Genomic DNA, 19,466 nt, shown 5'->3' with positions numbered 1-19,466 from the left:
GGCTGTCGCGGCGCGGGAGTGAAATCTATTCGGACAGCGGCGATCCGGGATGGGAAGGGCGGCGCTGGTGACGTATCGTCGGGCGGGATGTCGCACGGCCCGCGGGGGAGTCGGCGCACCGGTTCCGACCGGACTGCTGGAAATTCGAACCGATAGTGAAGGTGTGCACAAGTGATTCGTCGACGCTTCCGGCGTGGCATTCGAGCCGCCGCCGTTCTGGCGGCCACAGGGGTTCTCGCAGGTGTCCTGACCGGGGTCGGCGCGACGAGCGCCGCGGCCGACGATCCGATCATGACGGCCAAGGCCCTGCTGGCCGATCCGAAGGCGCCGGACGGCTCACACATCACTCGCGCCACCTACACGGACAACCGCAATATCCGGCTGTACGTGTACTCGGCGGCCATGGACGAGACCTATCCGGTCGACGTGCAGCGCCCCGCCGACGCGTCCAAGGCTCGCCCGACGCTGTACCTGCTCAACGGGGCGGGCGGCGGCGAGGACGACGCGTCGTGGGTGAAGAAGACCGATATCGTCAAGGGCTTCCTCAGCGACAAGAACGTCAACGTGGTGCAGCCCATCGGCGGTAAGTGGAGCTATTACACCGATTGGATCAAGGACGATCCGGTACTGGGCCGCAACAAGTGGAAGACCTTCTTCACCCAGGAACTGCCGCCGCTGATCAACGCCGCGCTGGGCACCAACGGCGTGAATGCCATTGCGGGCCTGTCGACTTCGGGCACCAGCGTGCTGAATCTGGCGATCGCCAAGCCGGGTCTGTACAAGTCCGTCGCGGCGTATTCCGGATGCGCGCAGACCGCCGATCCGGTCGGCCGGGAGTTCGTCAAGCTGACGGTGAACGTCTGGGGCGGCGGCGATGTGCTGAACATGTACGGCCCCGACGGCGCACCGGCCTGGGCCGCGAACGATCCGTATGTGCACGCGGACAAGTTGCGCGGGATGAACCTCTACATCTCCACGGGCAACGGCCTGCCGGGCGTCTACGACACGATGAACAACAAGTACGCCCTGCCCGGCGCCTACGGCCTGGCCAACCAGCTGCTGATCGGCGGCGTCATCGAGACCGGCGTCAACTACTGCTCGCACAACCTGCAAACCAAGCTGAACTCCCTCGGTATCCCGGCCACCTACAACTTCCGCAACTCCGGCACCCACTCCTGGGGCTACTGGCACGACGATTTCCTGAGTTCCTGGCCGGTGCTCGCCAAGGGGCTCGGGCTGTAGAACTCGGCGCCAGTTCGGGCCGTCACATTTTCGGGTGCCCTATGGACGAAAGTTCGGGCACCCGTAAACTGGGTGGATGAGCATCGCGATCGGTACTCCGGCCGCCGCGTTCCGGCGTGTGCGGTCGGCATCGATGCTGCTCGGGCCAGCTTTCGTCGCGGCGATCGCATATGTGGATCCCGGAAACGTCGCGGCCAACGTCAGCGCGGGGACGCAGTACGGCTATCTGCTCGTATGGGTGGTCGTGCTGGCCAATCTGATGGCCGCGCTCGTGCAATACCTCTCCGCGAAACTCGGCCTGGTCACCGGACGCTCACTGCCGGAACTGGTGCACGCCGCCGCCGGGCCGCGAACCAGGCTCGGATATTGGGTCCAGGCCGAATTGGCCGCGATGGCAACCGATCTCGCCGAGGTGGTGGGCGGGGCGATCGCACTGCAACTGTTGTTCGGGCTGCCGCTGCTGCTGGGCGGCGTGATCACCGGCGTCGTCTCGATCCTGCTGCTCACGGTGCAGAACCGGCACGGACAGCAGCGGTTCGAGCGGTTGATCATCGCGCTGCTGGCGGTCATCTCGATCGGATTCGTGGCGAGCCTGGTGATTTCGCCGCCTTCGGTCACGAAGACCGCGGGCGGGCTGGTACCGCATTTCCAGGATACGAACAGCGTGCTGCTGGCCGCGGCGATGATCGGCGCGACGGTCATGCCGCATGTGATCTATCTGCATTCGGGGATGTCGCGTGACCGGCACGGCCACAGCGCACCCGGCCCGGCCCGGACCCGGCTGCTGCGCGCGAACCGGTGGGACGTCGGCATCGCGATGCTGATCGCGGGCGTGGTCAATCTGGCCATGCTGCTGATGGCCGCGCACACCTTCGCCGGACACGGCGACGTCTCGACCATCCAGGACGCCTATCACGCGGTCCACCACTCGCTGGGCGCGCTCGCGGCACTGCTGCTCGCGATCGGTCTGCTGGCCTCGGGCCTGGCCTCGACGTCGGTGGGCGCCTACGCGGGGGCGATGATCATGGACGGCCTGCTGCGCCGCCGCATTTCGCTGCTGCTGCGGCGCACGGTCACCCTGGTCCCCGCGCTGCTGATCCTCGGCGTCGGATTCGATCCGACGCGGGCGCTGATCGTCTCGCAGGTGGTGCTCTCGTTCGGAATCCCGTTCGCACTCATCCCACTGGTGCGGTTCACCGCGAATCGCACGCTGATGGGCGTCGACGTGAACCATCGCGTCACCACCGCGCTGGCCTGGGGCATCGCGATCCTGATCACCGCCCTCAACCTGTTCCTGATCTACCTCACCGTCACCGGTGGTGGGGCATAGGCCCGCCCGCGCATTGCTAGCATCGCGCGGATGCGGCGCAAGCTCACGATCATCGGCGCGGTTCTTCTGGTTGTTCTGTCAGCGGTTTGCATCGGGCTGTACGCGCTGATGAACTCCCGCACATACCAGGTCGCCGGACGACTGGTGCATCATGTCGATACCAGCGACAAGGTGGTCGCCCTGACCCTGGACGACGGGCCGTCCGACCGCACCGGGGAAATTCTCGAAACTCTTTCCGCCGCAGGCGTTCACGCCACCTTCTATCTGATCGGCGCCGAGATCGCCGCACACCCCGGCCGGGCCGCCGCGATCGCCCGCGCGGGCCACGAGATCGGCAACCACTCCTATCACCATCAGCGGATGGTGTTCATCACCCCGGCCACCGCGCGGGAGGAGGTCGAGCGCACCGACACACTGATCCGGAACGCCGGTTACTCGGGTCCGATCACCTTCCGACCGCCCAACGGCAAGAAGCTGTTCGCCCTGCCGCTGTACCTGTCGCAGCACAACCGGATCACCGTGACCTGGGATGTGGAACCCGATTCCGGCGTCCACCCGGGGGCGGACCGGATCGTCGCTGACACGGTGTCCCGGGTCCGCCCCGGATCGATCATCCTGCTGCACGCGATGTACCCGTCCGGTGCGGAGTCGCTGGCCGCGATCCCGCGGATCGTCGGCGAACTGCGCGGTCGCGGCTACCGATTCGTCACCGTTTCCCAGCTGATCCGGCACTGAATTCCGGCGACCCGTGCGAGCGAGTCGCCGGAGTTTCTCAGCCGCTGGACTCCGCGGCGCGCCGGTAGCCCCGAATGGCCGGATAGGCGAAGACGACGATCGCGCCGAGCGTCCAGGCGAGGGTTTTCAGCAGCGGCAAGGTGACGGGGCCGTCCCAGCTCAGCCCGCGCATGGCGTCGATGGCCGTGCTCATCGGCTGATTCGCCACCGTCGACTGCATCCAGGTGGGGTAGACCGTGGTGGGCACGAATCCGGAGTTGAAGAACATCAGCAGGGTGTTCACGATGGCGACGATGTTCACCAGCATCACCCCGCCCGAGACCGTGGCCAGGGAGGTCACCAGCACCGCGAACGCCACCCCGAACAGCACCGGAATCGCGATCATCGCGAGCGAGGCCAGCGGCCCGTTCCAGAAGCGGAATCCGATGCAGCACCCGACCGCGATCACGAACAGCGTGGTGACCAGCACGCGGATCGCCTCGGCGAGCAGACGTCCGGTGAGTCCGGCGGCCCGATGCACCGGCATCGTCCACATCCGGCCCAGCAGCCCGGTGTACTGCTCGTTCTTGAATCCCAGCGCGCTGACCACCGCACCCGACATCGCCGCGACCAGCGTGATCATCGGCACGGTGCCGTACTCGCTGGGTACGCCGGTGGCCTTGGTGATCGAATCGCCCAGTACGACGCGCAGCATCAGCAGCGTCAGCGCGGGATAGATCAGCGTCTGGATGGTCGTCGCCGGATCGCGCAGCCACACCAGCAGCAGTCGTTTGCATTGAATCAAGCTGTGCCGCAGCCATGCCCCGAGCGCGCGCTCGGATTGCGGCGGCACGACCGGCAGCGGCGCCTGCCTGCCGGAGGTCTGCACGGGTTCCATGACAACAGCACTCATTCTCGCCTCATACTCGCCCAGATCGCCAGCGGCACGAAGCAGACCGCCAAACCGCCCAACCACACCAGCGGCACCCACAGCACATGCCAGCTCACTCCGCTCGCGGCCATATCGCGCATGGCGAAGGAGAACTGCGATATCGGTTGATTGCGCGCGAACGGCCGGACCCACGCCGGAAAGCCCGTCTCCGGGACGAATCCGCAGGAGAGCATGCCGAAGATCAGAGTGGGCAGCGTCAGCGCCTGACTCAGCGATTCCGGGCTCTTGGTCAGGCAGCCCAGCGCGTCGGCCCCGATGGCCAGAACCGTGCCGACCCCCAGCGCGAACGCGCAGAACAGCACCGACTGCCACACACCCGAATGCAACCGGAAGCCGATCACGTACCCGAATATCAGCGCGGCGACCAGCGAGGTCACCGAACGCACCAGTCCCGCCGACAGCCGCGACAGCAGCGGGACCACCCGGCCGACCGGCATGGTCTGCATGCGTGTGTTGAGGCCGCTGGCCGTCTCGAACGCCGCGATCTGCGCATTGGACATCATCGTGAACGACATGGTCTGCAGCACGATGATCGGCATCACGAACTGCCCGTAATCGATGCCCTGGACCCGCATCACCCACCGCAGCGGCAGGTAGAACCCGAGAGTGAAGACCAGCGGCGTGATCACCGCGACGATCAGTTCGCCCCTGGTCGCCATGGTCCGGACGATCCGTCCGGTCAACGCCCGCCACTGCGCGAATCCGGACGGGCGCACCCGGGTGACCCCGGCGAACAGCCCACTGCCGGACTCGGTGAGCTGTTCGGTCACTCGTGCCCGCCCGAATGGCCGGTGATGGACAGGAACACGTCGTCGAGAGAGGGGCGCCGCAGGCCGATATCGGCGAGTTCCACCGCGCCCGCGTCCAGACGGCGCAGCGCCTCGGCCAGGGTGGTGGCGCCGTCGGGCGCGGGAATGGAGATCCGGTCGACGCCGGCGGACTGATCGGCGAATTCCTTCGCGATCGACTCGGGGACCAGATTTCCCAGTGCCTCGATCGCCTGCGAGACCCGGGTCGGGTCCAGCGGCACGATCTCGCAGTAGCTGCCGCCGGTCTTCTCCTTGAGCTCGTCGGCGGTGCCCTCGGCGATGACCGTGCCGCGATCGATGACGATGATGTTGTCGCTGAGCACGTCGGCCTCCTCGAGGTACTGCGTGGTCAGCAACACCGTGATGCCCTGGTTCTTCAGGGCGATGACCAGATCCCAGACGCCCTGGCGGCTGCGCGGGTCCAGCCCGGTGGTGGGCTCGTCGAGGAAGACCACCTCGGGCCGCACGACCAGTCCGCACGCGATGTCGACGCGCCGGCGCATACCGCCGGAGTAGCCGCGCACCGCGCGCTTGCCCGCACCGACCAGGTCGAATTCCTCGAGCAGCGTATCGGCGCGGTCCCGGGCGGCCTTCTTGCTCAGACCCATCAGCCGCCCGAACAACTCCAGGTTCTCGCGGCCGGACAGATTCTCGTCCAGCGCGGCGTACTGACCGGTCATCATGATCGATCGCCGCACACCGGCCGGATCGCTCAGCACGTCGTGCCCGGCGACCTCTGCGGTACCCGAATCCGGGCGCAGCAGGGTGGACAGGATCTTGACCGTGGTGGTCTTGCCCGCGCCGTTGGGGCCCAGGATGCCCAGCACCGAGCCGCGCGCGGCGGTGAAGCTGACGCCCTGTAGGGCGTGGACGTCTCCGAAGGACTTGCGCACGTCGGCGACCAGGACCGCGGTTTCGGGCGGCGACTCTGCGTTGTCCAAGCTCGGCATCGACTCTCCACTATGGCTGGGGCGGCAACCGGATTGTCCGGGATCGCCTGTACGTACGTCCGGTTTGGTGATCCCATCCACCGTGGGCGATGTTACTGGTTGGGCTCGGTCGAATGGCCTCCGCTCCGCTCCGGCGGGTTCGCCGCCCCCGAAGTCGCACCGTCCGCGCTCGTGGCGGGCACTGGTTCCTCGTATCCGTCACGCGTCGGCCCCGGCGACACGGGCTGTCTCCGCTGTGCTCGGCGGGTTCGCGGCCGTGCGGGTCTCGGCGTGCCCGTGTCGGCACGCGTTTCTCGCCTCCGCCACGCGTGCGAACGGCGAGACAGGCCGGAACTGTGTTGGATCGTCTCCGCTCCGCTGTGCTGCGGCTCTGCGGCCCTGCGGGTCTCGGCGTGCCCGTGTCGGCACGGCGTTCCTCGCATCCGCCATGCCTTCGACGGTGAGACCGGCCGCGAATCCTGGTGTCGGCGTCGGCCGTGGTGGTGGCGGAAGCGGCGGCATTTAACTGTGGCGTTACTCACAATTCAGGAAACCGACCGGTACGGCCCGGGTGTCGTCCCTGGTCGGGCTGCGAACCGGCCGGTACGTCCGGTGCGACGGAACCTTGTCGCGTGGGCCCGGCCGCCCATAGTCTGACGGACAAGGGGAAGAGACGGACACTCACTTGTCTGCGGCAACCTCGTCCGGCGAGCGGGACGTTCGGTTGTCGCGGACTCACGTCGGCGAGAGGTTGACCGATGGCAGAGTCTGCCCGCGGTGTGCACAGCGGGCCCGTGGCCCGCTCCCGAGTCCTGACGTCCTTCGACCCGCGCACGGGCGAATCCGTCGGCGACTACGCGGTGATGGGTCAGGCCGATCTGAGGCGTGCGGTCCGCGCCGCGCGGTCCTCCGAAAAATGGTGGGCCGCATTGGGTTTCGCCGGGCGTAAACGCTGGTTACTGGACTGGAAGCGGATCATCGTCCGGCGCGCGGGCGAATTGGTGGACCTGATCTGCGCGGAGACCGGCAAACCCGAGGCCGATGCGGCCATCGAGGTGATGCAGGCGGTGGAGAATCTGGATTGGGCCGCGCGCAATGCCGAACGGGCACTGGGCCGTCGGCGCCTGGGCGGAAGTTGGTTCACGCGCAACGAACGCGCCTCGGTCGGTTACCTCCCGCTGGGTGTGGTGGGGGTGCTCGGCCCGTGGAACAACCCGGTCTACACGCCGATGGGGTCGATCGCCTACGCCATGGCCGCCGGCAACGCCGTGATCTTCAAACCCAGCGAACTCACCCCGGGCGTCGGGGTGTGGCTTGCCGAGAGCTGGGCCCGGCTCGCGCCGAATCAGCCTGTGCTGCAAGTGGTCACCGGGGACAGCTCGACCGGCGCCGCGCTGTGCCGCGCACGGGTGGACAAGATCGCGTACGCGGGTTCGGACGCCGGTGCGCGCGAGGTGATCTCGCTGTGCGCGCAGACGATGACACCGGTGGTGGTGGAGCGTTTCGGCAAGGGCGCCATGGTCGTTCAGGTCGACGCCAAACTCGACGACGCCGCCGAGGCCGCGGTCTTCGGCGCGATGTCCAACGCCGGACAGAGCCCGGCCGGTATCCAGCGCGCCTACGTCGCCGAATCGGTGTACGAGCCGTTCCTGGAGCGGGTTGCCGCGCGCGCGGGCAAGCTGCGTCCCGGGGGCGACCGGCGTGCCTCCTACGGTCCGATGATCCTGGAGTCACAGGTGGAGGTGGTGCGGCGGCAGGTCAAGGATGCGCTCGCGCAGGGCGGGCGGCTGGTCGTCGGCGGCCTGGACTCGATCCGCGAACCCTATGTCGAGCCGATCGTGCTGGCCGGCGTGCCCGAGGACTCCCAGGCGATCACCGGTGAGGCGGCGGGTCCGGTGCTGATCGTGAATCCGGTGGCGAGTATGGACGAGGCCGTGGCGCGGATCAATGCCGCCGAGCACGGCCTCGCGGTGGCGGTTTTCACCCGTGACGTGCGGATGGTCCCCGAATTCGCGGAACGCATCAGAACCGGTGTGGTGACGATCAATTCGTCGATGGCATACGCCGGAATCCCGGCCATGCCCTTCGGCGGCGTCGGCGAATACGGCCAGGGCCACACGCACGGCGAGGCGGGCCTGCGCGAGTTCAGCCGCACCCTGTCCATCGCGCGCAAACGGCACCGCGGCATGGTCGACCTGGTCACGTTCGACCGGCATCCGCGAAATCTGCGACTGGCCAAGGCTATCTTCCGGATACGCCACGGTCAGGGGTGAGGCGCGCAGGGAACGGAGTTACGAGTTCTGTTCTTCGGCAGGAGCATTCGGTCCCAGCAGCACCGCGCGCATCAGATCGTGAACGCGGGCAAGGCTTTCCGGACGGCGATCGAACCGCAGCCGGCGGCCGACGTCGACGACCTGGGCGATGGCGGCGTGTACCCGGAACCGGGCCTCGGCGGGGTCGCCGTCGAGCAGATTCGCCCACTCCAGGACGTTCTGCCGCTGGATCGCGCGCAGTCGATGTTGTTCGGCCGCGGGCAGGTTCGAGAATTCGGCGAAGTAGACCGGGAGGATCTCGGGCATGGCGAAGGTGAGCCGGGCGAAGCGGTCGGCGATGCGCAGCGCGGCGTCGGCGCGGCTGCTCGCCTCGGCGAGGGCCTCGGAGTTGGCGATCGCGACGCGCTCGCCGGTGCGGTGGAAGGCCGCAGCCAGCAGCTCGGATTTGCTCGGGAAGTAGCGGTACACGCTCGAGGCGTTGATGCCGACCGCCGCACCGATCTCCTCGATACTGGCCTCGTGGTATCCCTGACGGCCGAAGATCCGGATCGCCTCGGTGAGCAGCTGTTCGCGCTTCGAGCTCAGCGGCAGGCCGCGCACGGGCGTCTCCGGGGCGGGCTGGGTCGGCGCCGGGGGCAGCTCGGTGCGCAGGATCGACCAGCAGATGTCCTGCAGCAGATCGGTCAGGCGGGCGGTGGACAGCGTGGTGCGGTGCAGGGTGATACTGCCGATCGCGCCGAGCATTCCGGTGCCGAGCACATTGATGTCGGCCGGATCGGCACCGGGGCGCAGCGCGGCGATGGCCGTTTCCACCGTGGCGTGCAGCTGGTCGTAGAGCTTGCGGATGCGGTGCCGGTCCTCCGGCTCGAGATATCGCCGCTCCCAGCGGTACAGCCCGCCCTCGCGGCGGACCTCGATGGTGTGCTCGGCCAGTGCGCGGATCTGTGCGGTGAGCCGTGCCTCGGGGTCCAGCGCGGGATCGTCGGCCGCCTGCGCGGCGTCCAGCAGCAATTGCGCACCGCCCTCGGCCGCGGCGACGAGCAGTGCGTACTTGTTCCGGAAGTGCCGGTACAGGGCCGGGCCGGAGATACCGACCTCGGCCGCGATCTCGTCGACACCGACCGGGTGGTAGCCGCGCTCGCTGAACGCCTGGGCCGCGACGCGCACGATTTGTGCTTTCCTGTTCTTCGGCCGTCGTCGGACCGTCGTGCCGTCGTCTCGCGCGGAAGCGAGTCCGGACTCGCTGCGATCCGCGACCATGCACCTCTCCTTCTCTCGCATCGCCGCCTGGTTGACAGCGCCGCACAACTCAACCTAAGTTAACCACAATTCGCAATGTTAACCGTCATTCTCGCGCCGCCGCCAGCGTCGACGGCCTACCTGGGAGTTGTTATGAGCAACGTCGAGCAGACCACCGCCCCGACGGGCCTGCGTGTCGTCCACGACGGCCGGGTACTGCGTGTCACCATCGCCAACCCCAAGCGCAAGAACGCCATCAACTACGACACCATGGTGGCGCTCGGTGACGCGTTCGAGGCTGTGGTCGAGGATCGCACGGTTCGCGCGATCGTGCTCACCGGTGAGGGCGAGGATTTCTGCACCGGCGCGGACCTGTCCGGCGTGGTGTCCGAGGCGCAGCGCGGAATCACCCCCGAGATGACCATGGATGCGGCGAATCGGCTGGTCAAGGCCATCGTCGACGCGCCGGTGCCGGTGATCGCGCGGATTCGCGGCGCGGCCGCGGGCGTCGGCGTGGCGCTGGCGCTGGCCGCCGATCTGACCTATGCGAGCGAGGACGCCTATCTGCTGCTGGCGTTCATCAACATCGGCCTCATGCCCGACGGCGGCGCGGCGGCCATGATCGCCGCCGCCGCGGGACGTCCGCTCGCCGCCGAGATGGCCCTGCTGGGCGAACGGCTGCCGATCGCCGAGGCGGCTCGCTACGGCCTGGTGACCGGGGTACTTTCCGCCGAGGAACTCGACGCCAAGGTGGAGGCCGCCGCCGCGAAGCTGTCCACCGGTCCGCGCCGCGCCCTCGAACTCACCAAGCGCGCCCTCAACGAGGCCTCGCTGACCTCGTTGGACGCCGCCCTGGCGGCGGAGAAGACCGGCCAGTCCGAACTTCTCCAGTCGCCCGACTTCATGGAGGGCGCGACGGCCATGCTCACCAAGCGCAAGGCGGTTTTCGCCGAGTAGTCCGGCGCTCGGCCGAGTCCGAAACGTCTTCGCGCACAGGATCTCGGGTCGCCCGGCTCCTGCTCGTCGTCGGATGCACCGCATCCTCGCCGGTGCTCGCTGCGCTTCCGGCTCGGCGGAGGAGCGCGAGCCGACAGGCTCGGACGACGGTAGCGAAGCGGAGGCCATCGGCACGGCCGGGCGCTATCCGGGTGCTGGGCGTCGGCGGGTGGACGCTACTGTAATTACATGAATTACCTGGTTATCGGGGCAACTGGGTGTATCGGTCGGTATCTCGTCCCAGAGTTGCTGAAGCGTAGCGGTGAAATTCATGTGGTGGTGCGTCCCGGGGCAGATCCGGCCCATCGATTCGACCGGTGCGCCCGTGAGTGGAGCGGGGGCGAGCGGGTCCGGCGCGTGCACGGGGATCTCGGCGCGCCCGGACTCGGCATCGACGCCGATTGGATTGCGGCGCAACGTGGTTCGATCGACCACGTGATCCATCTGGGCGTCGGGTACGACGCGGCGGGTTTCGGCCCCGGCACCGGTCACGTGGTGGACCTCGCCGAGCGACTGGAAGCCGGTGCGCTGCACCACATGTCGAGCGTCGAGGTGGCCGGGTCGGCGGAGGGTCTGTTCGGCGAGGATATGTTCGATGTAGGTCAGGTGCTGCCCACCCCACAGCAGCGGGCGGCCTTCGAGGCCGAGCGGATCGTGCGCGAGCGCTGCGCGGTGGCGTGGCGAATCTACCGGCCCTCGATCGTGGTCGGTCATTCCCGCACCGGTGAGATCGATCGGATCACCGGGCCGTACTACTTCTTCCGGCTGCTCCGGATGGCCGCACAGCTACCGCGAATCATGCCGCTGCTGGTTCCCAAACTGGGCGAAACCAATATGGTGCCGGTGGATTTCGTCGTCCGGGCGCTGGGGCACATCGTGCATCTGCCCGACGTCGCGGGGACCACCTACCATCTGGTCGACCCGCGCCGCCAGAGCGCCGCCGAGGTGCTCAACCTGTTCGCCGACGAGGCGGGCGCACCCCGGTTGGTGGAGGTCATGCCCCGGCAGACGCTGGACATGATGTTGCGGCTGCCCGGTGTCGGCGCGGTTCTCCCGCGTCTCGGCGTGCCGCGAGAAGTGCTCGAGCAGAACGAATTCGGTTGCTGGTTCGACTGCCGCAACACCTCGGCGGCGCTGGCGGGCACGGATATTCGCGTACCGCCGCTGGCCGGATACGCGCCGGTCCTCTGGAAGTACTGGATCGAGAACTGGGTATGAGCCGTCGGGGCTACCGCAGTTCGTCGAGCGCGGCCTCGGCGCGGTCCTTCCCGGGCGGGTATTCGTAACCGACCCAACGGTTCCGGTTGGTCCAGCCGACCAGGTCGTACCGCCAGTGGAACGGCCAGGTGCGGGCGACGGTCATGAACAGGACCGCGGCCAGCGGCGCGTAGTCGGCGTGCGCGGACAGCAGCGCGTGCTGCTGGCGGGGGGAGGCGGTGAAGAATGCCTCGAACATCGAGATCGATTGTGCCGTGGTGAGTCTGCCGAGTCCGTAGAGACCGCGCATGCGCATCCAGTAGACCAGGCGGGCCTGCCGGGGCCACAGGTCCCGGACCGGGTCGCGGCCCGCCCGTAGCGCATCGATCGCGGTGTCCACCAGGGCCAATGAATCCGCCACGCTGTATCCGGTGCAGGGATGCATCATCCCGCCGCGGGAGCCGAACGGGACCGCATCGGCGGCCCTCGCGGCGGCGCGGACCGCGGGCGGCGGCTGATCCAGCGGATAGTGCGCGGCCTCGCTGGGTTCGTCCCCGCTCAACGTGATCCCGTGTGCGGCAAGACGCGCGAGCGCCCGACGCCGCAATTCACGTTGCGGCATCCCGCCCCGCAGCCCCAGACTCGTCTCCTCGAAGATCACCGTGCCGTCACCGAGCGGCACCGCGTACAGGAACGACGGCGGCTCGTCCGGTCCAGCCCCGTTCTCCGCACGCCAATCCAGCAGCAGCCCTTCACCTTCGGCGACCATCGGCGCGGCGCGCTCGGCATCGACGAAGATCCCGTGCGCACTCGCGGTCCGGCGCGCACCCGGCGAGGGCAGCCCGCGGGTATCGAAAACCGCTGCGGCCGTGACCACCGCGCCGTCGGCGAGTTCGACGCGATGCGCGCCGACCGACGTCGCCCGGCCGGCCAGCACGGTCGCGTCGTCGAGCGGAAGCGCTTCGCGCAGACCGGGTTTCGACAGCACACAGTACGGCCGCTCGATCCGGTGTGCGGATTCGGTCCACACCGTCGGCGCCTCGATCCGCTGCGCGATCGCACTCTGCGGCAACCACGACGGCAACTCGTCGATCCAGCACGAGAACGTCGGCGGCCACAACCGCTCCGGCCGCGGATCCACCGCCACCACCCGCATCCCGGCCCGCACCGCCCGATGCGCCAGCCCCCGCCCCGCAGGCCCCAACCCCACCACGCAGAGATCCGCCTCGCCGACACGCTGAGCACTCATATGTCTCATTCAATCAGCCGGATGTTCCACGGGTTTTCGCACCCGGCATGTCGCGAGATCCCGCGCCGTTCGAGCAGCTGGGACCGATGCGTGCGTCCGTAGAGCTGTCTCTCGCCACCGTCGACGTCGGCCGTGGGCACCCACGACGAACCTTCTGTCCGCCGATGCCAGGACATCACGTCACCGGAGACTCACAGGCCGTTCCGATCCGGCCGATCGGAACGTTCCTCGCGAACCCGGCTTTTGACCGCGTCGGCGTCGTCCGGCCCGCCGACCGTGTCCGGCGTGGCGGTATCGATCGTGCCGGGGCGATCGCGTTGGCCTGTATGCCCGTTCGGCGAGTTCGGCGGCACAGGTGCGGTGTGGGAGCGCAGGACGGCCTTCGAGGCGGCGTACCAAATGCCTTCATTCCGTGGTGCATCTGATATTGGATCAACACTTAGAATGGTCCGCGCGACGCCCACGTGTCGCTCCCGAAGATCGCTTTTGCCGATCGTCCGTCCGAATGAAGATCTGATTGAGTGACTCATGTGCCGTACTCGGGATCCGGCCGATCTTCCGCCCGGGACCGGAATTCTCGATACCTGTTCATCGGATATTCGACTACTGCCCGGGACGAGTGCGAATATTTACATTTCCGACAACTCGGATTTCAGAGCAGCCGTTATGCGCGCAAAGTCCTCGGAAGCGCGACGGCAGAATTCTTCGTCGGTCTGCATCAGATGGCGGATCGCTTCGCGCTCGGTCAAGGGTGGCTGTGTGCGGTTTATCTCTTCGATTGTGCGGGTGGGGATCAGGACCCAATTTCTCCGGGTCGCGTCGATCGTCCAATCGATGCGACCTGCGCTCTCATCCGTAAGTCTGCGAAGTTTCTCGAGCACCCACTCCGGGCGGGGTTCCGTGAAGCGCCAAACAACGAGAGGAGGCGTCGGCTGGCCCTTGTCATCTGTTCCGGCTACATTGCGAGACCACTCGATCTCTCCTGCTTGCCGTAGTGTATCGATGAACAACCTCGGGTCGCCTATCATTTTGTCGTCCTTATGTTTGCGCCAGGATTGTCTCCGAGTATTTCTCTTTCCCACTCGGCTTTCGGGATCGGATCGCGACTCAATCGTGGATCGTACACGTAGTTGTCGTCGGAGTACACTTCATGGTACTCGTATTGCTCGCGTATTCCATTCTCCTCGACATCCAACAGTTTTCCCTTCGGGGGCTCGACTCTGAGTATATTTCCGTCGCCGTTGGCTGCTTCCGCCAAATCCTCGGCAATCTCTGAACAGTCCGTATTCGGATCGATGCCTCTACGCAGCAGCTCGGCCATTTTCTCGGTCACGGCATCGTTCGGGTGTGCGGGAACAGGCTGGTTGCCGCCATCTTTCGCGCTGTCCCCGGATGTCATGGCGACGATCAACGCCTGGATGGCGAGGATTTGGGCGTCGGCCTTGGTGAATTGGCCTATGCCGCTGAAGATTTCGGCGCCGTCGGCGATGAGGGCGGGGAAGGTGCTGGCGGCTATGTCGCTGGTGATCGCGGCTGCGGCGGTGGTGATTTCGGCCTCGGTGGCGGCGACTTCGGCGCCGGTGGCGCAGTGATCGGCGACCGCGGTACGAACGGATCGCGTGCTGATCGAGCAACCGGCTGGCCAATTCGGTGCACCGCTCGAGCGATCGGCCGAACCGCTGTCACTCAGAGTTGCTTCTCGCCGCCGTCGACATAGATGTTCGCGCCCACGATGAAGCTGCTGTCCGCGGACGCCAGGAACAGGACGGCGCCCGCGACCTCCTGCGCGGTTCCGATCCGGCCGATCGGAACGTTCGCCGCGAACCCGGCCCTGACCGCGTCGGCGTCTTCCGGGCCGCCCACCGTGGCGAGCGCGGCGGTATCGATCGTCCCCGGGGCAATCGCGTTGACCCGAATTCCGCGCTCCATCAGTTCGGTGGCCCAGGTCCGGGTGTAGGAACGCAGCGCGGCCTTGGACGCCGCGTACGCACCGAATGCCGCCATGCCGTCGTCGGCGCGGACGGAGGTGTTCACGACGATGGTCGCACCGTCGTTGAGCAGGGGCAGAGCCTTGCGTACGGTCTGGAGCGTGCCCCAGACGTTGGTGCCGAAAACCTCGTCGAAGTGCTCCCGGGTGGTTTGCTCGAGTGTCGCGAAGGAGCCAGCCCCCGCGTTGGCGAACAGCGTATCCAGGCCTTGCCCGCGCGCCTCCACTGCCTCGTAGAGCCGGTCGAGATCGGCGGGATTCGAGATGTTGCCCGGGACGGCGGTGGCCGATCCGATCCTTTCGACCGCGGCCCCCAATTCGTTCTCTCTCCTCCCGGTGACGAATACGTGCGCACCCTCCGCCGCGAACCGCTCGGCAACGGCCAGTCCGATGCCGCTGCTGCCTCCGGTCACGACCGCAGTCTTCCCATCCAATTGTCCCATCGCACGACCCTTCCGTATATCTGCACCGATCGGTACAGAAGTTACTGTACCTGATCGGTACCGTTCGGTACAGAAGCGGTAATATCGGGAATGTGAGTAGTCGCGGTAAGAGCACCCTGGGACGCCCGCGTGGTTTCGACACCGACGAAGCATTGCAGCGCGCCCTGCTGGTCTTCTGGGAGCGCGGTTACGAAGGCGCGAGCCTCACCGACCTCACCGACGCCATGAACATCACCAGAACCAGCATGTATGCGGCCTTCGGCAACAAGGAAGAACTCTTCCGAAAGGCCCTGGATCGCTACACGGCAGGCCCTGCGTCCTACGGCCTGCGCGCCATGCAGCAAGAAACAGCCCGGGAAGTCGCCACGGCCTTCCTGCACGGCTCGGTCGAAGCCACCACTGGCGCCGGCCAGCCCTCGGGATGCCTTGGGGTACAAGGCTCTTTAGCGGCAGGCGACGCAGGCGCGCCCGCCTGCGCAATGCTGGTGGAATGGCGCCGAACGGCCCAGCGACACCTGGCAGAGCGTTTCCACCGCGCCGCGGCCGAAGGCGACCTCCCCTCGAGATCCGATGCCACCCAACTGGCCTGCTACATCATGACCATCGCCTTCGGCATAGCCGTCCAAGCCGCCACCGGAGTCGACCCCGCCGAACTCCACGCCGTTGCCGACCAAGCCCTACGCAACTGGCCGCCGGTCGACGTCGTGCGGTGAACTCCCGGCTCATGAAAGTGCGCATCCATTCTCATGACGCGTTCTATGGAGCGGGCGAATTACTGCGGCATGGATAGACGTCGTGCATGGACGACCTTTTCGAAGGTATCGAGGTCGATCTCCTATATATCGGACGATATGGCAGTCAAGCCGGTCGGGGTTTCCAGGACTGCGCTGACGTCGTTCGGCATCTGCAGGTAGAGATCCCTAGTCGAAGTGCAGGACTCCATACGGTGTCGTCGCCAATGTCGAATTCGCAACTCATTGGAGTGCTGCAGAGGCACGCTTGCGCGGGTTGCGTTCCGGGAATATGCTGGATTTCGGAGGCCGCCCAGGATCTCTGCTTGCAACATTCCCGCCGCGCACTCGAAATGCTGCGCGATATTATATATCGGTTCGCAGTAGGAGTTTCTGGAGATCGAACACCAGTATCATGTCGTAAGTTGTGTCCTGCCTCAAATGTTCGAAGATGGTGCGAGCCTCCCTTTCTTCCCTGTCGGGATTCGATTCCAGGTCGCGGACGGTCAAGACAACTGGGTGTGATTCGAATGGAATTCCCATATCGTCGTCGTAGTCATGACCGAACTCGAGATCTATAGCCGAGCTGCCGGTTCGCCCCCAGTAGGTAGGCGCGGTGGTTATCGGGTCTACCAGTGCGAACTGTGTGCCTGCCGCGATGCTGATGTTGCGGACGACCGTATCTTTCGGGGAATTTGTGCGTATGAAGATCTGATTATGCGCGCTCATGTGTTGCTCTCCTAGGGCCAGTCTATTTCCCAGCCATTGCCGATGATCCGGATTGCTTTGAGCTTTCCTGGGCTGGCGCCTTGGAATCGATTTATACCGCGTTGCGCTTCCTCTTCGGTCAAGCCGCTGTTGCGTGCATCCAAAATCGCATGATCGGCCTGACCTGCGGCTGAGTTGAGCTGATTCTTCACGGTCCCGTTGGTGGCTCCTTCATCCAGCGACTTGAATTCCGTTGGAACACCATCAACCGTAGCGTCGGGAGTCCGCTGATTCGGTGTTGAACTTTCCTTGATTGCCTTGACGTTCTTTCCCTCTTTCGACAAGAGTTCGGCGATGTCGCGCTCGCGGTCATTGAACGCTTTCTCGCTCTCGTCGATATTACCCGGCGACGCGGCCGGCTTCGGTTCATTCGCGCTGTCCCCGGATGTCATGGCGACGATCAACGCCTGGATGGCGAGGATTTGGGCGTCGGCCTTGGTGAATTGGCCTATGCCGCTGAAGATTTCGGCGCCGTCGGCGATTAGGGCGGGGAAGGTGCTGGCGGCTATGTCGCTGGTGATCGCGGCTGCGGCGGTGGTGATTTCGGCCTCGGTGGCGGCGATGGTGGCGTCGACTTCGGCGCCGGTGGCGGCCGCGCCCGCGCCGTCGGTGGCCACGACCGTGAGGCACCACAGGAGTCCTGCGGTGATGACGGTGGCGCCGATGGCGATGAGGGCGTGGGTTCGGTCGGATTGGATGTCGCCGCGCAGGGTGGAGAGTTGGTCGTGGTGGTTGGCGACCGTGCTGGTGATGGCGGTGGACGCCTGGGCGAGGTTGCCGGCGGCGGTGGAGAGGTTGGTGAGGTACTCCTGGATGCGCGGCAGGTGCGGGTCGACGGTGCCTTGATCGGTGAAGGTGTCGATGAGCTGTTTGATGGTGCTTTGGGCGCTGGTTACCGCGTTGTGTTTGGCGAAGTTGTCCCATGTGCTGTGGACGGCGGCCAGTTTGCCGAGGTCGCCGTTGGGCACCGGGTGCGTGATCTTGGCGAGTAGTCCGTGCAGGGGCCCCTCGTCCAGCCCGGGTGCGGTGTTCGTCGATTTGGCCGAGGGCGGAGTCGGCAGGGTGGGTTTTACGAGGGGGTCAGTGGCTACGGTCGGTTTGTCCGGCGCCTTGCCCTTGTTCGGGTTCTTATCGGCGTTGTAGTTCGCGATGTCCCAGTTGTATCCGGTGGCGTTGAGGATGTCGCCGAAGTGGTTGAGCGCGTTGACATACGCGATGTATGCCTGGTGGAAATCCTGTGCCTGGGCATCGTACGGGGAGGTCCAGGCCTCGACGCCCTGGTAGTTTCCGGCCATGCCGCCGTTGGCGTGCAGGTTGTTGTGCAGCGCGATGAAGGGCAGAACTGCCTGGTCGGCGAGCAGAGTGAGTTTCTTGGCTGCGTTGTAGTAGGTGTCGGGGTCGATCTTCAGCGTGGTCACGAGGTTCAGCCGTTGAGCATCGTGCCGTTGGTGTCGACCGCCTGGGTGTAGTGGCCGTGTGCCTCGCGCGCCGCCTCGGTCGCGTCGGTGACACCCTGGGCGAATTCTCTTGCTCCACCGAGCCATTGGGTGTGGGCCTCGGCGTATGCCTGCGCGGCAACGCCTTCCCAGGCGCCGTTCTGGAGGGTTTTGACGCGGCGGTCGATCTCGTCGAAGGTTTCGGTCAGATATCCGGACAGGCCGTTGAGGCGGGCCACGACCTGATCCAGATGTTCGAGGTCGACGCCGAAATTCCCGCTCATCAGGGCAGATCCAGACTCGAAATCGCATTGGAGGTGCGGGCGTCCTGGACGCGGAAGTTCGTCGCGGTGATGCCGAGCTTTTCCGCCATGGAGGTCAGCGCATCGATGATCTTCCCGCCGCCGTCCTGGCACTCGTGCCAACCCTGGCCGAAAGTTGTTGCGGCACTACCTGTCCAGGTGCCCGACACCAGTGCGTCGACTTCGCGGTCCACCGAACTCAAAGCCGATCGAAGGCTCTCCGCCGCACCGTAGACGTAACGTCCGATTGCTGCCACGTCGTCAGGCACAACCGAAACCGATTGTGCCGCCGCGGAGCTGCTCCCCTTCTCTCCCATGACCGCCGATGTTATCGGCAACCGCAGGCCGACGCACGGGGTTGTGTCGCGGCTACTTCGGGGTGATCCAGGTGGTGATGTCGGCGTGGACGACCTCGACGCCGTGCTTGTCGTAGATCGAGACCGGAACGGTGAGGTCCCGGCCCCCGGTGATCGCGGTGAAGTCGGGGATTTCGGCGAGTTGGGCCACCGCGCGCAGGCCGGATTCCGCCTTGGCGAGGTACTGGACGTTCATGGCCTTGGGGATCCAGCGGTGGGTGGTGGGGACGGTGGCCTCGCTCAGCATGCCCATCGCGACTTCGGCGAGGTTGCAGGCGGCGATCGCGTGGAAGGTGCCGAGGTGGTTGTGGATGCCGAACCACTTGGGCGCGGTGACCTCGCAGACGCCCGGTTCGAGGCGCACGACGTTCGGTACGACGGTGCCGAAGTACGGCACCCGGGCGACCATGCCCAGGGAGAACAGCGCATGCCCGATGCGGTTGTCGGGGAGCTTCTTCCAGCCGCGGAAGGTGGCGGTCTCGTTCGTCATACCTACATCTTACTCGAAAGTAA

21 protein-coding genes are annotated in these 19,466 nt (G+C 66.2%); 8 read left to right on the top strand and 13 right to left on the bottom strand.

Going from position 1 to position 19,466, the window contains the following annotated elements; translation table 11 throughout:
* Positions 1-246: 246 nt before the first annotated feature.
* The 3 genes from AC5WS7_RS29905 to AC5WS7_RS29895 all read left to right on the top strand — a co-directional run bounded on the left by AC5WS7_RS29905 (position 247) and on the right by AC5WS7_RS29895 (position 3,307).
* Positions 247-1,242, top strand: a complete 996-nt coding sequence (locus AC5WS7_RS29905) for an alpha/beta hydrolase (RefSeq protein WP_495957985.1) — start codon at positions 247-249, stop codon at positions 1,240-1,242.
* Positions 1,243-1,318: 76 nt separating this feature from the next.
* Entirely contained in the window at positions 1,319-2,572 is a 1,254-nt protein-coding gene (locus AC5WS7_RS29900; protein ID WP_495957939.1) for an Nramp family divalent metal transporter, read from the top strand.
* A gap of 30 nt (positions 2,573-2,602) precedes the next feature.
* Positions 2,603-3,307, top strand: coding sequence for a polysaccharide deacetylase family protein (locus AC5WS7_RS29895; protein WP_495957938.1), 705 nt, complete (start codon positions 2,603-2,605; stop codon positions 3,305-3,307).
* Positions 3,308-3,344: 37 nt separating this feature from the next.
* On the opposite strand, the gene AC5WS7_RS29890 is transcribed toward AC5WS7_RS29895, so the two are convergent.
* The 3 genes from AC5WS7_RS29890 to AC5WS7_RS29880 are packed head-to-tail and all read right to left on the bottom strand — an operon-like array spanning position 3,345 to position 5,997.
* Complete coding sequence (locus tag AC5WS7_RS29890) at positions 3,345-4,184, bottom strand: ABC transporter permease (RefSeq protein WP_495957984.1); 840 nt, start codon at positions 4,182-4,184, stop codon at positions 3,345-3,347.
* 11 nt (positions 4,185-4,195) lie between these two features.
* Positions 4,196-5,008: an ABC transporter permease gene (locus AC5WS7_RS29885; protein ID WP_495957937.1), complete on the bottom strand. Its 813-nt coding sequence runs from the start codon at positions 5,006-5,008 to the stop codon at positions 4,196-4,198.
* Positions 5,005-5,997 carry an ATP-binding cassette domain-containing protein gene (locus AC5WS7_RS29880; RefSeq protein WP_495957936.1) on the bottom strand — a complete coding sequence of 331 codons (993 nt, stop codon included), beginning with the start codon at positions 5,995-5,997 and terminating at the stop codon, positions 5,005-5,007. Before AC5WS7_RS29880 ends, AC5WS7_RS29885 begins: the two co-directional genes overlap by 4 nt.
* A 737-nt stretch (positions 5,998-6,734) precedes the next feature.
* On the opposite strand from AC5WS7_RS29880, the gene AC5WS7_RS29875 reads away from it, so the two are divergent.
* Positions 6,735-8,249: an aldehyde dehydrogenase family protein gene (locus AC5WS7_RS29875; RefSeq protein ID WP_495957935.1), complete on the top strand. Its 1,515-nt coding sequence runs from the start codon at positions 6,735-6,737 to the stop codon at positions 8,247-8,249.
* Positions 8,250-8,267: 18 nt separating this feature from the next.
* Here the strand turns inward: AC5WS7_RS29875 and AC5WS7_RS29870 are convergent, their stop codons facing one another.
* Positions 8,268-9,509 (bottom strand): TetR/AcrR family transcriptional regulator, encoded by a 1,242-nt coding sequence (locus AC5WS7_RS29870; RefSeq protein WP_495957934.1) that lies wholly within the window; start codon positions 9,507-9,509, stop codon positions 8,268-8,270.
* Between the two features lie 132 nt (positions 9,510-9,641).
* On the opposite strand from AC5WS7_RS29870, the gene AC5WS7_RS29865 reads away from it, so the two are divergent.
* Complete coding sequence (locus tag AC5WS7_RS29865) at positions 9,642-10,445, top strand: enoyl-CoA hydratase-related protein (protein ID WP_495957933.1); 804 nt, start codon at positions 9,642-9,644, stop codon at positions 10,443-10,445.
* Positions 10,446-10,673: 228 nt separating this feature from the next.
* Positions 10,674-11,702 (top strand): SDR family oxidoreductase, encoded by a 1,029-nt coding sequence (locus AC5WS7_RS29860; protein ID WP_495957932.1) that lies wholly within the window; start codon positions 10,674-10,676, stop codon positions 11,700-11,702.
* 10 nt (positions 11,703-11,712) lie between these two features.
* Here the strand turns inward: AC5WS7_RS29860 and AC5WS7_RS29855 are convergent, their stop codons facing one another.
* The 3 genes from AC5WS7_RS29855 to AC5WS7_RS29845 all read right to left on the bottom strand — a co-directional run bounded on the left by AC5WS7_RS29855 (position 11,713) and on the right by AC5WS7_RS29845 (position 14,329).
* Positions 11,713-12,930, bottom strand: coding sequence for a lycopene cyclase family protein (locus AC5WS7_RS29855; RefSeq protein WP_495957931.1), 1,218 nt, complete (start codon positions 12,928-12,930; stop codon positions 11,713-11,715).
* 629 nt (positions 12,931-13,559) lie between these two features.
* Positions 13,560-13,958, bottom strand: coding sequence for a hypothetical protein (locus tag AC5WS7_RS29850; protein WP_495957930.1), 399 nt, complete (start codon positions 13,956-13,958; stop codon positions 13,560-13,562).
* A complete protein-coding gene (locus AC5WS7_RS29845) occupies positions 13,955-14,329 on the bottom strand; it encodes a hypothetical protein (RefSeq protein WP_495957929.1) in 375 nt (124 codons plus the stop codon). The genes AC5WS7_RS29850 and AC5WS7_RS29845 overlap by 4 nt, the downstream gene beginning before the upstream one ends.
* Here AC5WS7_RS29845 and AC5WS7_RS29840 point away from each other — a divergent pair.
* The gene (locus tag AC5WS7_RS29840) at positions 14,328-14,522 is read left to right on the top strand and encodes a hypothetical protein (RefSeq protein ID WP_495957928.1); all 195 of its coding nucleotides are present in this window, start codon (positions 14,328-14,330) and stop codon (positions 14,520-14,522) included. The two genes, AC5WS7_RS29845 and AC5WS7_RS29840, sit on opposite strands and share 2 nt — an antisense overlap.
* A 94-nt stretch (positions 14,523-14,616) precedes the next feature.
* On the opposite strand, the gene AC5WS7_RS29835 is transcribed toward AC5WS7_RS29840, so the two are convergent.
* Entirely contained in the window at positions 14,617-15,360 is a 744-nt protein-coding gene (locus AC5WS7_RS29835) for an SDR family NAD(P)-dependent oxidoreductase (protein WP_495957927.1), read from the bottom strand.
* 92 nt (positions 15,361-15,452) lie between these two features.
* Here AC5WS7_RS29835 and AC5WS7_RS29830 point away from each other — a divergent pair, with 92 nt between their 5' ends.
* Complete coding sequence (locus AC5WS7_RS29830) at positions 15,453-16,073, top strand: TetR/AcrR family transcriptional regulator (RefSeq protein ID WP_495957926.1); 621 nt, start codon at positions 15,453-15,455, stop codon at positions 16,071-16,073.
* A 384-nt stretch (positions 16,074-16,457) separates the two neighbouring features.
* Here the strand turns inward: AC5WS7_RS29830 and AC5WS7_RS29825 are convergent, their stop codons facing one another.
* From AC5WS7_RS29825 to AC5WS7_RS29805, 5 genes are read right to left on the bottom strand one after another with little or no spacing between them, the layout of a single operon-like run.
* Positions 16,458-16,820 (bottom strand): hypothetical protein, encoded by a 363-nt coding sequence (locus tag AC5WS7_RS29825; protein WP_495957925.1) that lies wholly within the window; start codon positions 16,818-16,820, stop codon positions 16,458-16,460.
* 11 nt (positions 16,821-16,831) lie between these two features.
* On the bottom strand, positions 16,832-18,277 hold the full coding sequence (locus AC5WS7_RS29820) for a CdiA C-terminal domain-containing protein (RefSeq protein ID WP_495957924.1): 1,446 nt from the start codon (positions 18,275-18,277) through the stop codon (positions 16,832-16,834).
* Positions 18,278-18,282: 5 nt separating this feature from the next.
* Entirely contained in the window at positions 18,283-18,579 is a 297-nt protein-coding gene (locus AC5WS7_RS29815; protein ID WP_495957923.1) for a WXG100 family type VII secretion target, read from the bottom strand.
* Positions 18,579-18,914 (bottom strand): WXG100 family type VII secretion target, encoded by a 336-nt coding sequence (locus AC5WS7_RS29810; RefSeq protein WP_495957922.1) that lies wholly within the window; start codon positions 18,912-18,914, stop codon positions 18,579-18,581. The genes AC5WS7_RS29815 and AC5WS7_RS29810 overlap by 1 nt, the downstream gene beginning before the upstream one ends.
* Positions 18,915-18,966: 52 nt before the next feature.
* Complete coding sequence (locus AC5WS7_RS29805; protein WP_495957921.1) at positions 18,967-19,443, bottom strand: hotdog fold domain-containing protein; 477 nt, start codon at positions 19,441-19,443, stop codon at positions 18,967-18,969.
* Between the last annotated feature and the right edge of the window lie 23 nt (positions 19,444-19,466).

It is taken from the genome of Nocardia sp. PLKS1-43, assembly GCF_059510335.1.
This window is presented reverse-complemented; position numbering and strand designations above follow the sequence as displayed.

Excerpts from the sequence above, each read along its gene's own strand:
- AC5WS7_RS29900 (WP_495957939.1), top strand. The coding sequence starts at position 1,319 with ATGAGCATCGCGATCGGTACTCCGGCCGCCGCGTTCCGGCGTGTGCGG.
- AC5WS7_RS29895 (WP_495957938.1), top strand. The coding sequence starts at position 2,603 with ATGCGGCGCAAGCTCACGATCATCGGCGCGGTTCTTCTGGTTGTTCTG.
- AC5WS7_RS29890 (WP_495957984.1), bottom strand. The coding sequence starts at position 4,184 with ATGGAACCCGTGCAGACCTCCGGCAGGCAGGCGCCGCTGCCGGTCGTG.
- AC5WS7_RS29880 (WP_495957936.1), bottom strand. The coding sequence starts at position 5,997 with ATGCCGAGCTTGGACAACGCAGAGTCGCCGCCCGAAACCGCGGTCCTG.
- AC5WS7_RS29875 (WP_495957935.1), top strand. The coding sequence starts at position 6,735 with ATGGCAGAGTCTGCCCGCGGTGTGCACAGCGGGCCCGTGGCCCGCTCC.
- AC5WS7_RS29870 (WP_495957934.1), bottom strand. The coding sequence starts at position 9,509 with ATGGTCGCGGATCGCAGCGAGTCCGGACTCGCTTCCGCGCGAGACGAC.
- AC5WS7_RS29865 (WP_495957933.1), top strand. The coding sequence starts at position 9,642 with ATGAGCAACGTCGAGCAGACCACCGCCCCGACGGGCCTGCGTGTCGTC.
- AC5WS7_RS29860 (WP_495957932.1), top strand. The coding sequence starts at position 10,674 with ATGAATTACCTGGTTATCGGGGCAACTGGGTGTATCGGTCGGTATCTC.
- AC5WS7_RS29855 (WP_495957931.1), bottom strand. The coding sequence starts at position 12,930 with ATGAGTGCTCAGCGTGTCGGCGAGGCGGATCTCTGCGTGGTGGGGTTG.
- AC5WS7_RS29850 (WP_495957930.1), bottom strand. The coding sequence starts at position 13,958 with ATGATAGGCGACCCGAGGTTGTTCATCGATACACTACGGCAAGCAGGA.
- AC5WS7_RS29840 (WP_495957928.1), top strand. The coding sequence starts at position 14,328 with ATGGCGACGATCAACGCCTGGATGGCGAGGATTTGGGCGTCGGCCTTG.
- AC5WS7_RS29845 (WP_495957929.1), bottom strand. The coding sequence starts at position 14,329 with ATGACATCCGGGGACAGCGCGAAAGATGGCGGCAACCAGCCTGTTCCC.
- AC5WS7_RS29835 (WP_495957927.1), bottom strand. The coding sequence starts at position 15,360 with ATGGGACAATTGGATGGGAAGACTGCGGTCGTGACCGGAGGCAGCAGC.
- AC5WS7_RS29825 (WP_495957925.1), bottom strand. The coding sequence starts at position 16,820 with ATGAGCGCGCATAATCAGATCTTCATACGCACAAATTCCCCGAAAGAT.
- AC5WS7_RS29815 (WP_495957923.1), bottom strand. The coding sequence starts at position 18,579 with ATGAGCGGGAATTTCGGCGTCGACCTCGAACATCTGGATCAGGTCGTG.
- AC5WS7_RS29810 (WP_495957922.1), bottom strand. The coding sequence starts at position 18,914 with ATGGGAGAGAAGGGGAGCAGCTCCGCGGCGGCACAATCGGTTTCGGTT.
- AC5WS7_RS29805 (WP_495957921.1), bottom strand. The coding sequence starts at position 19,443 with ATGACGAACGAGACCGCCACCTTCCGCGGCTGGAAGAAGCTCCCCGAC.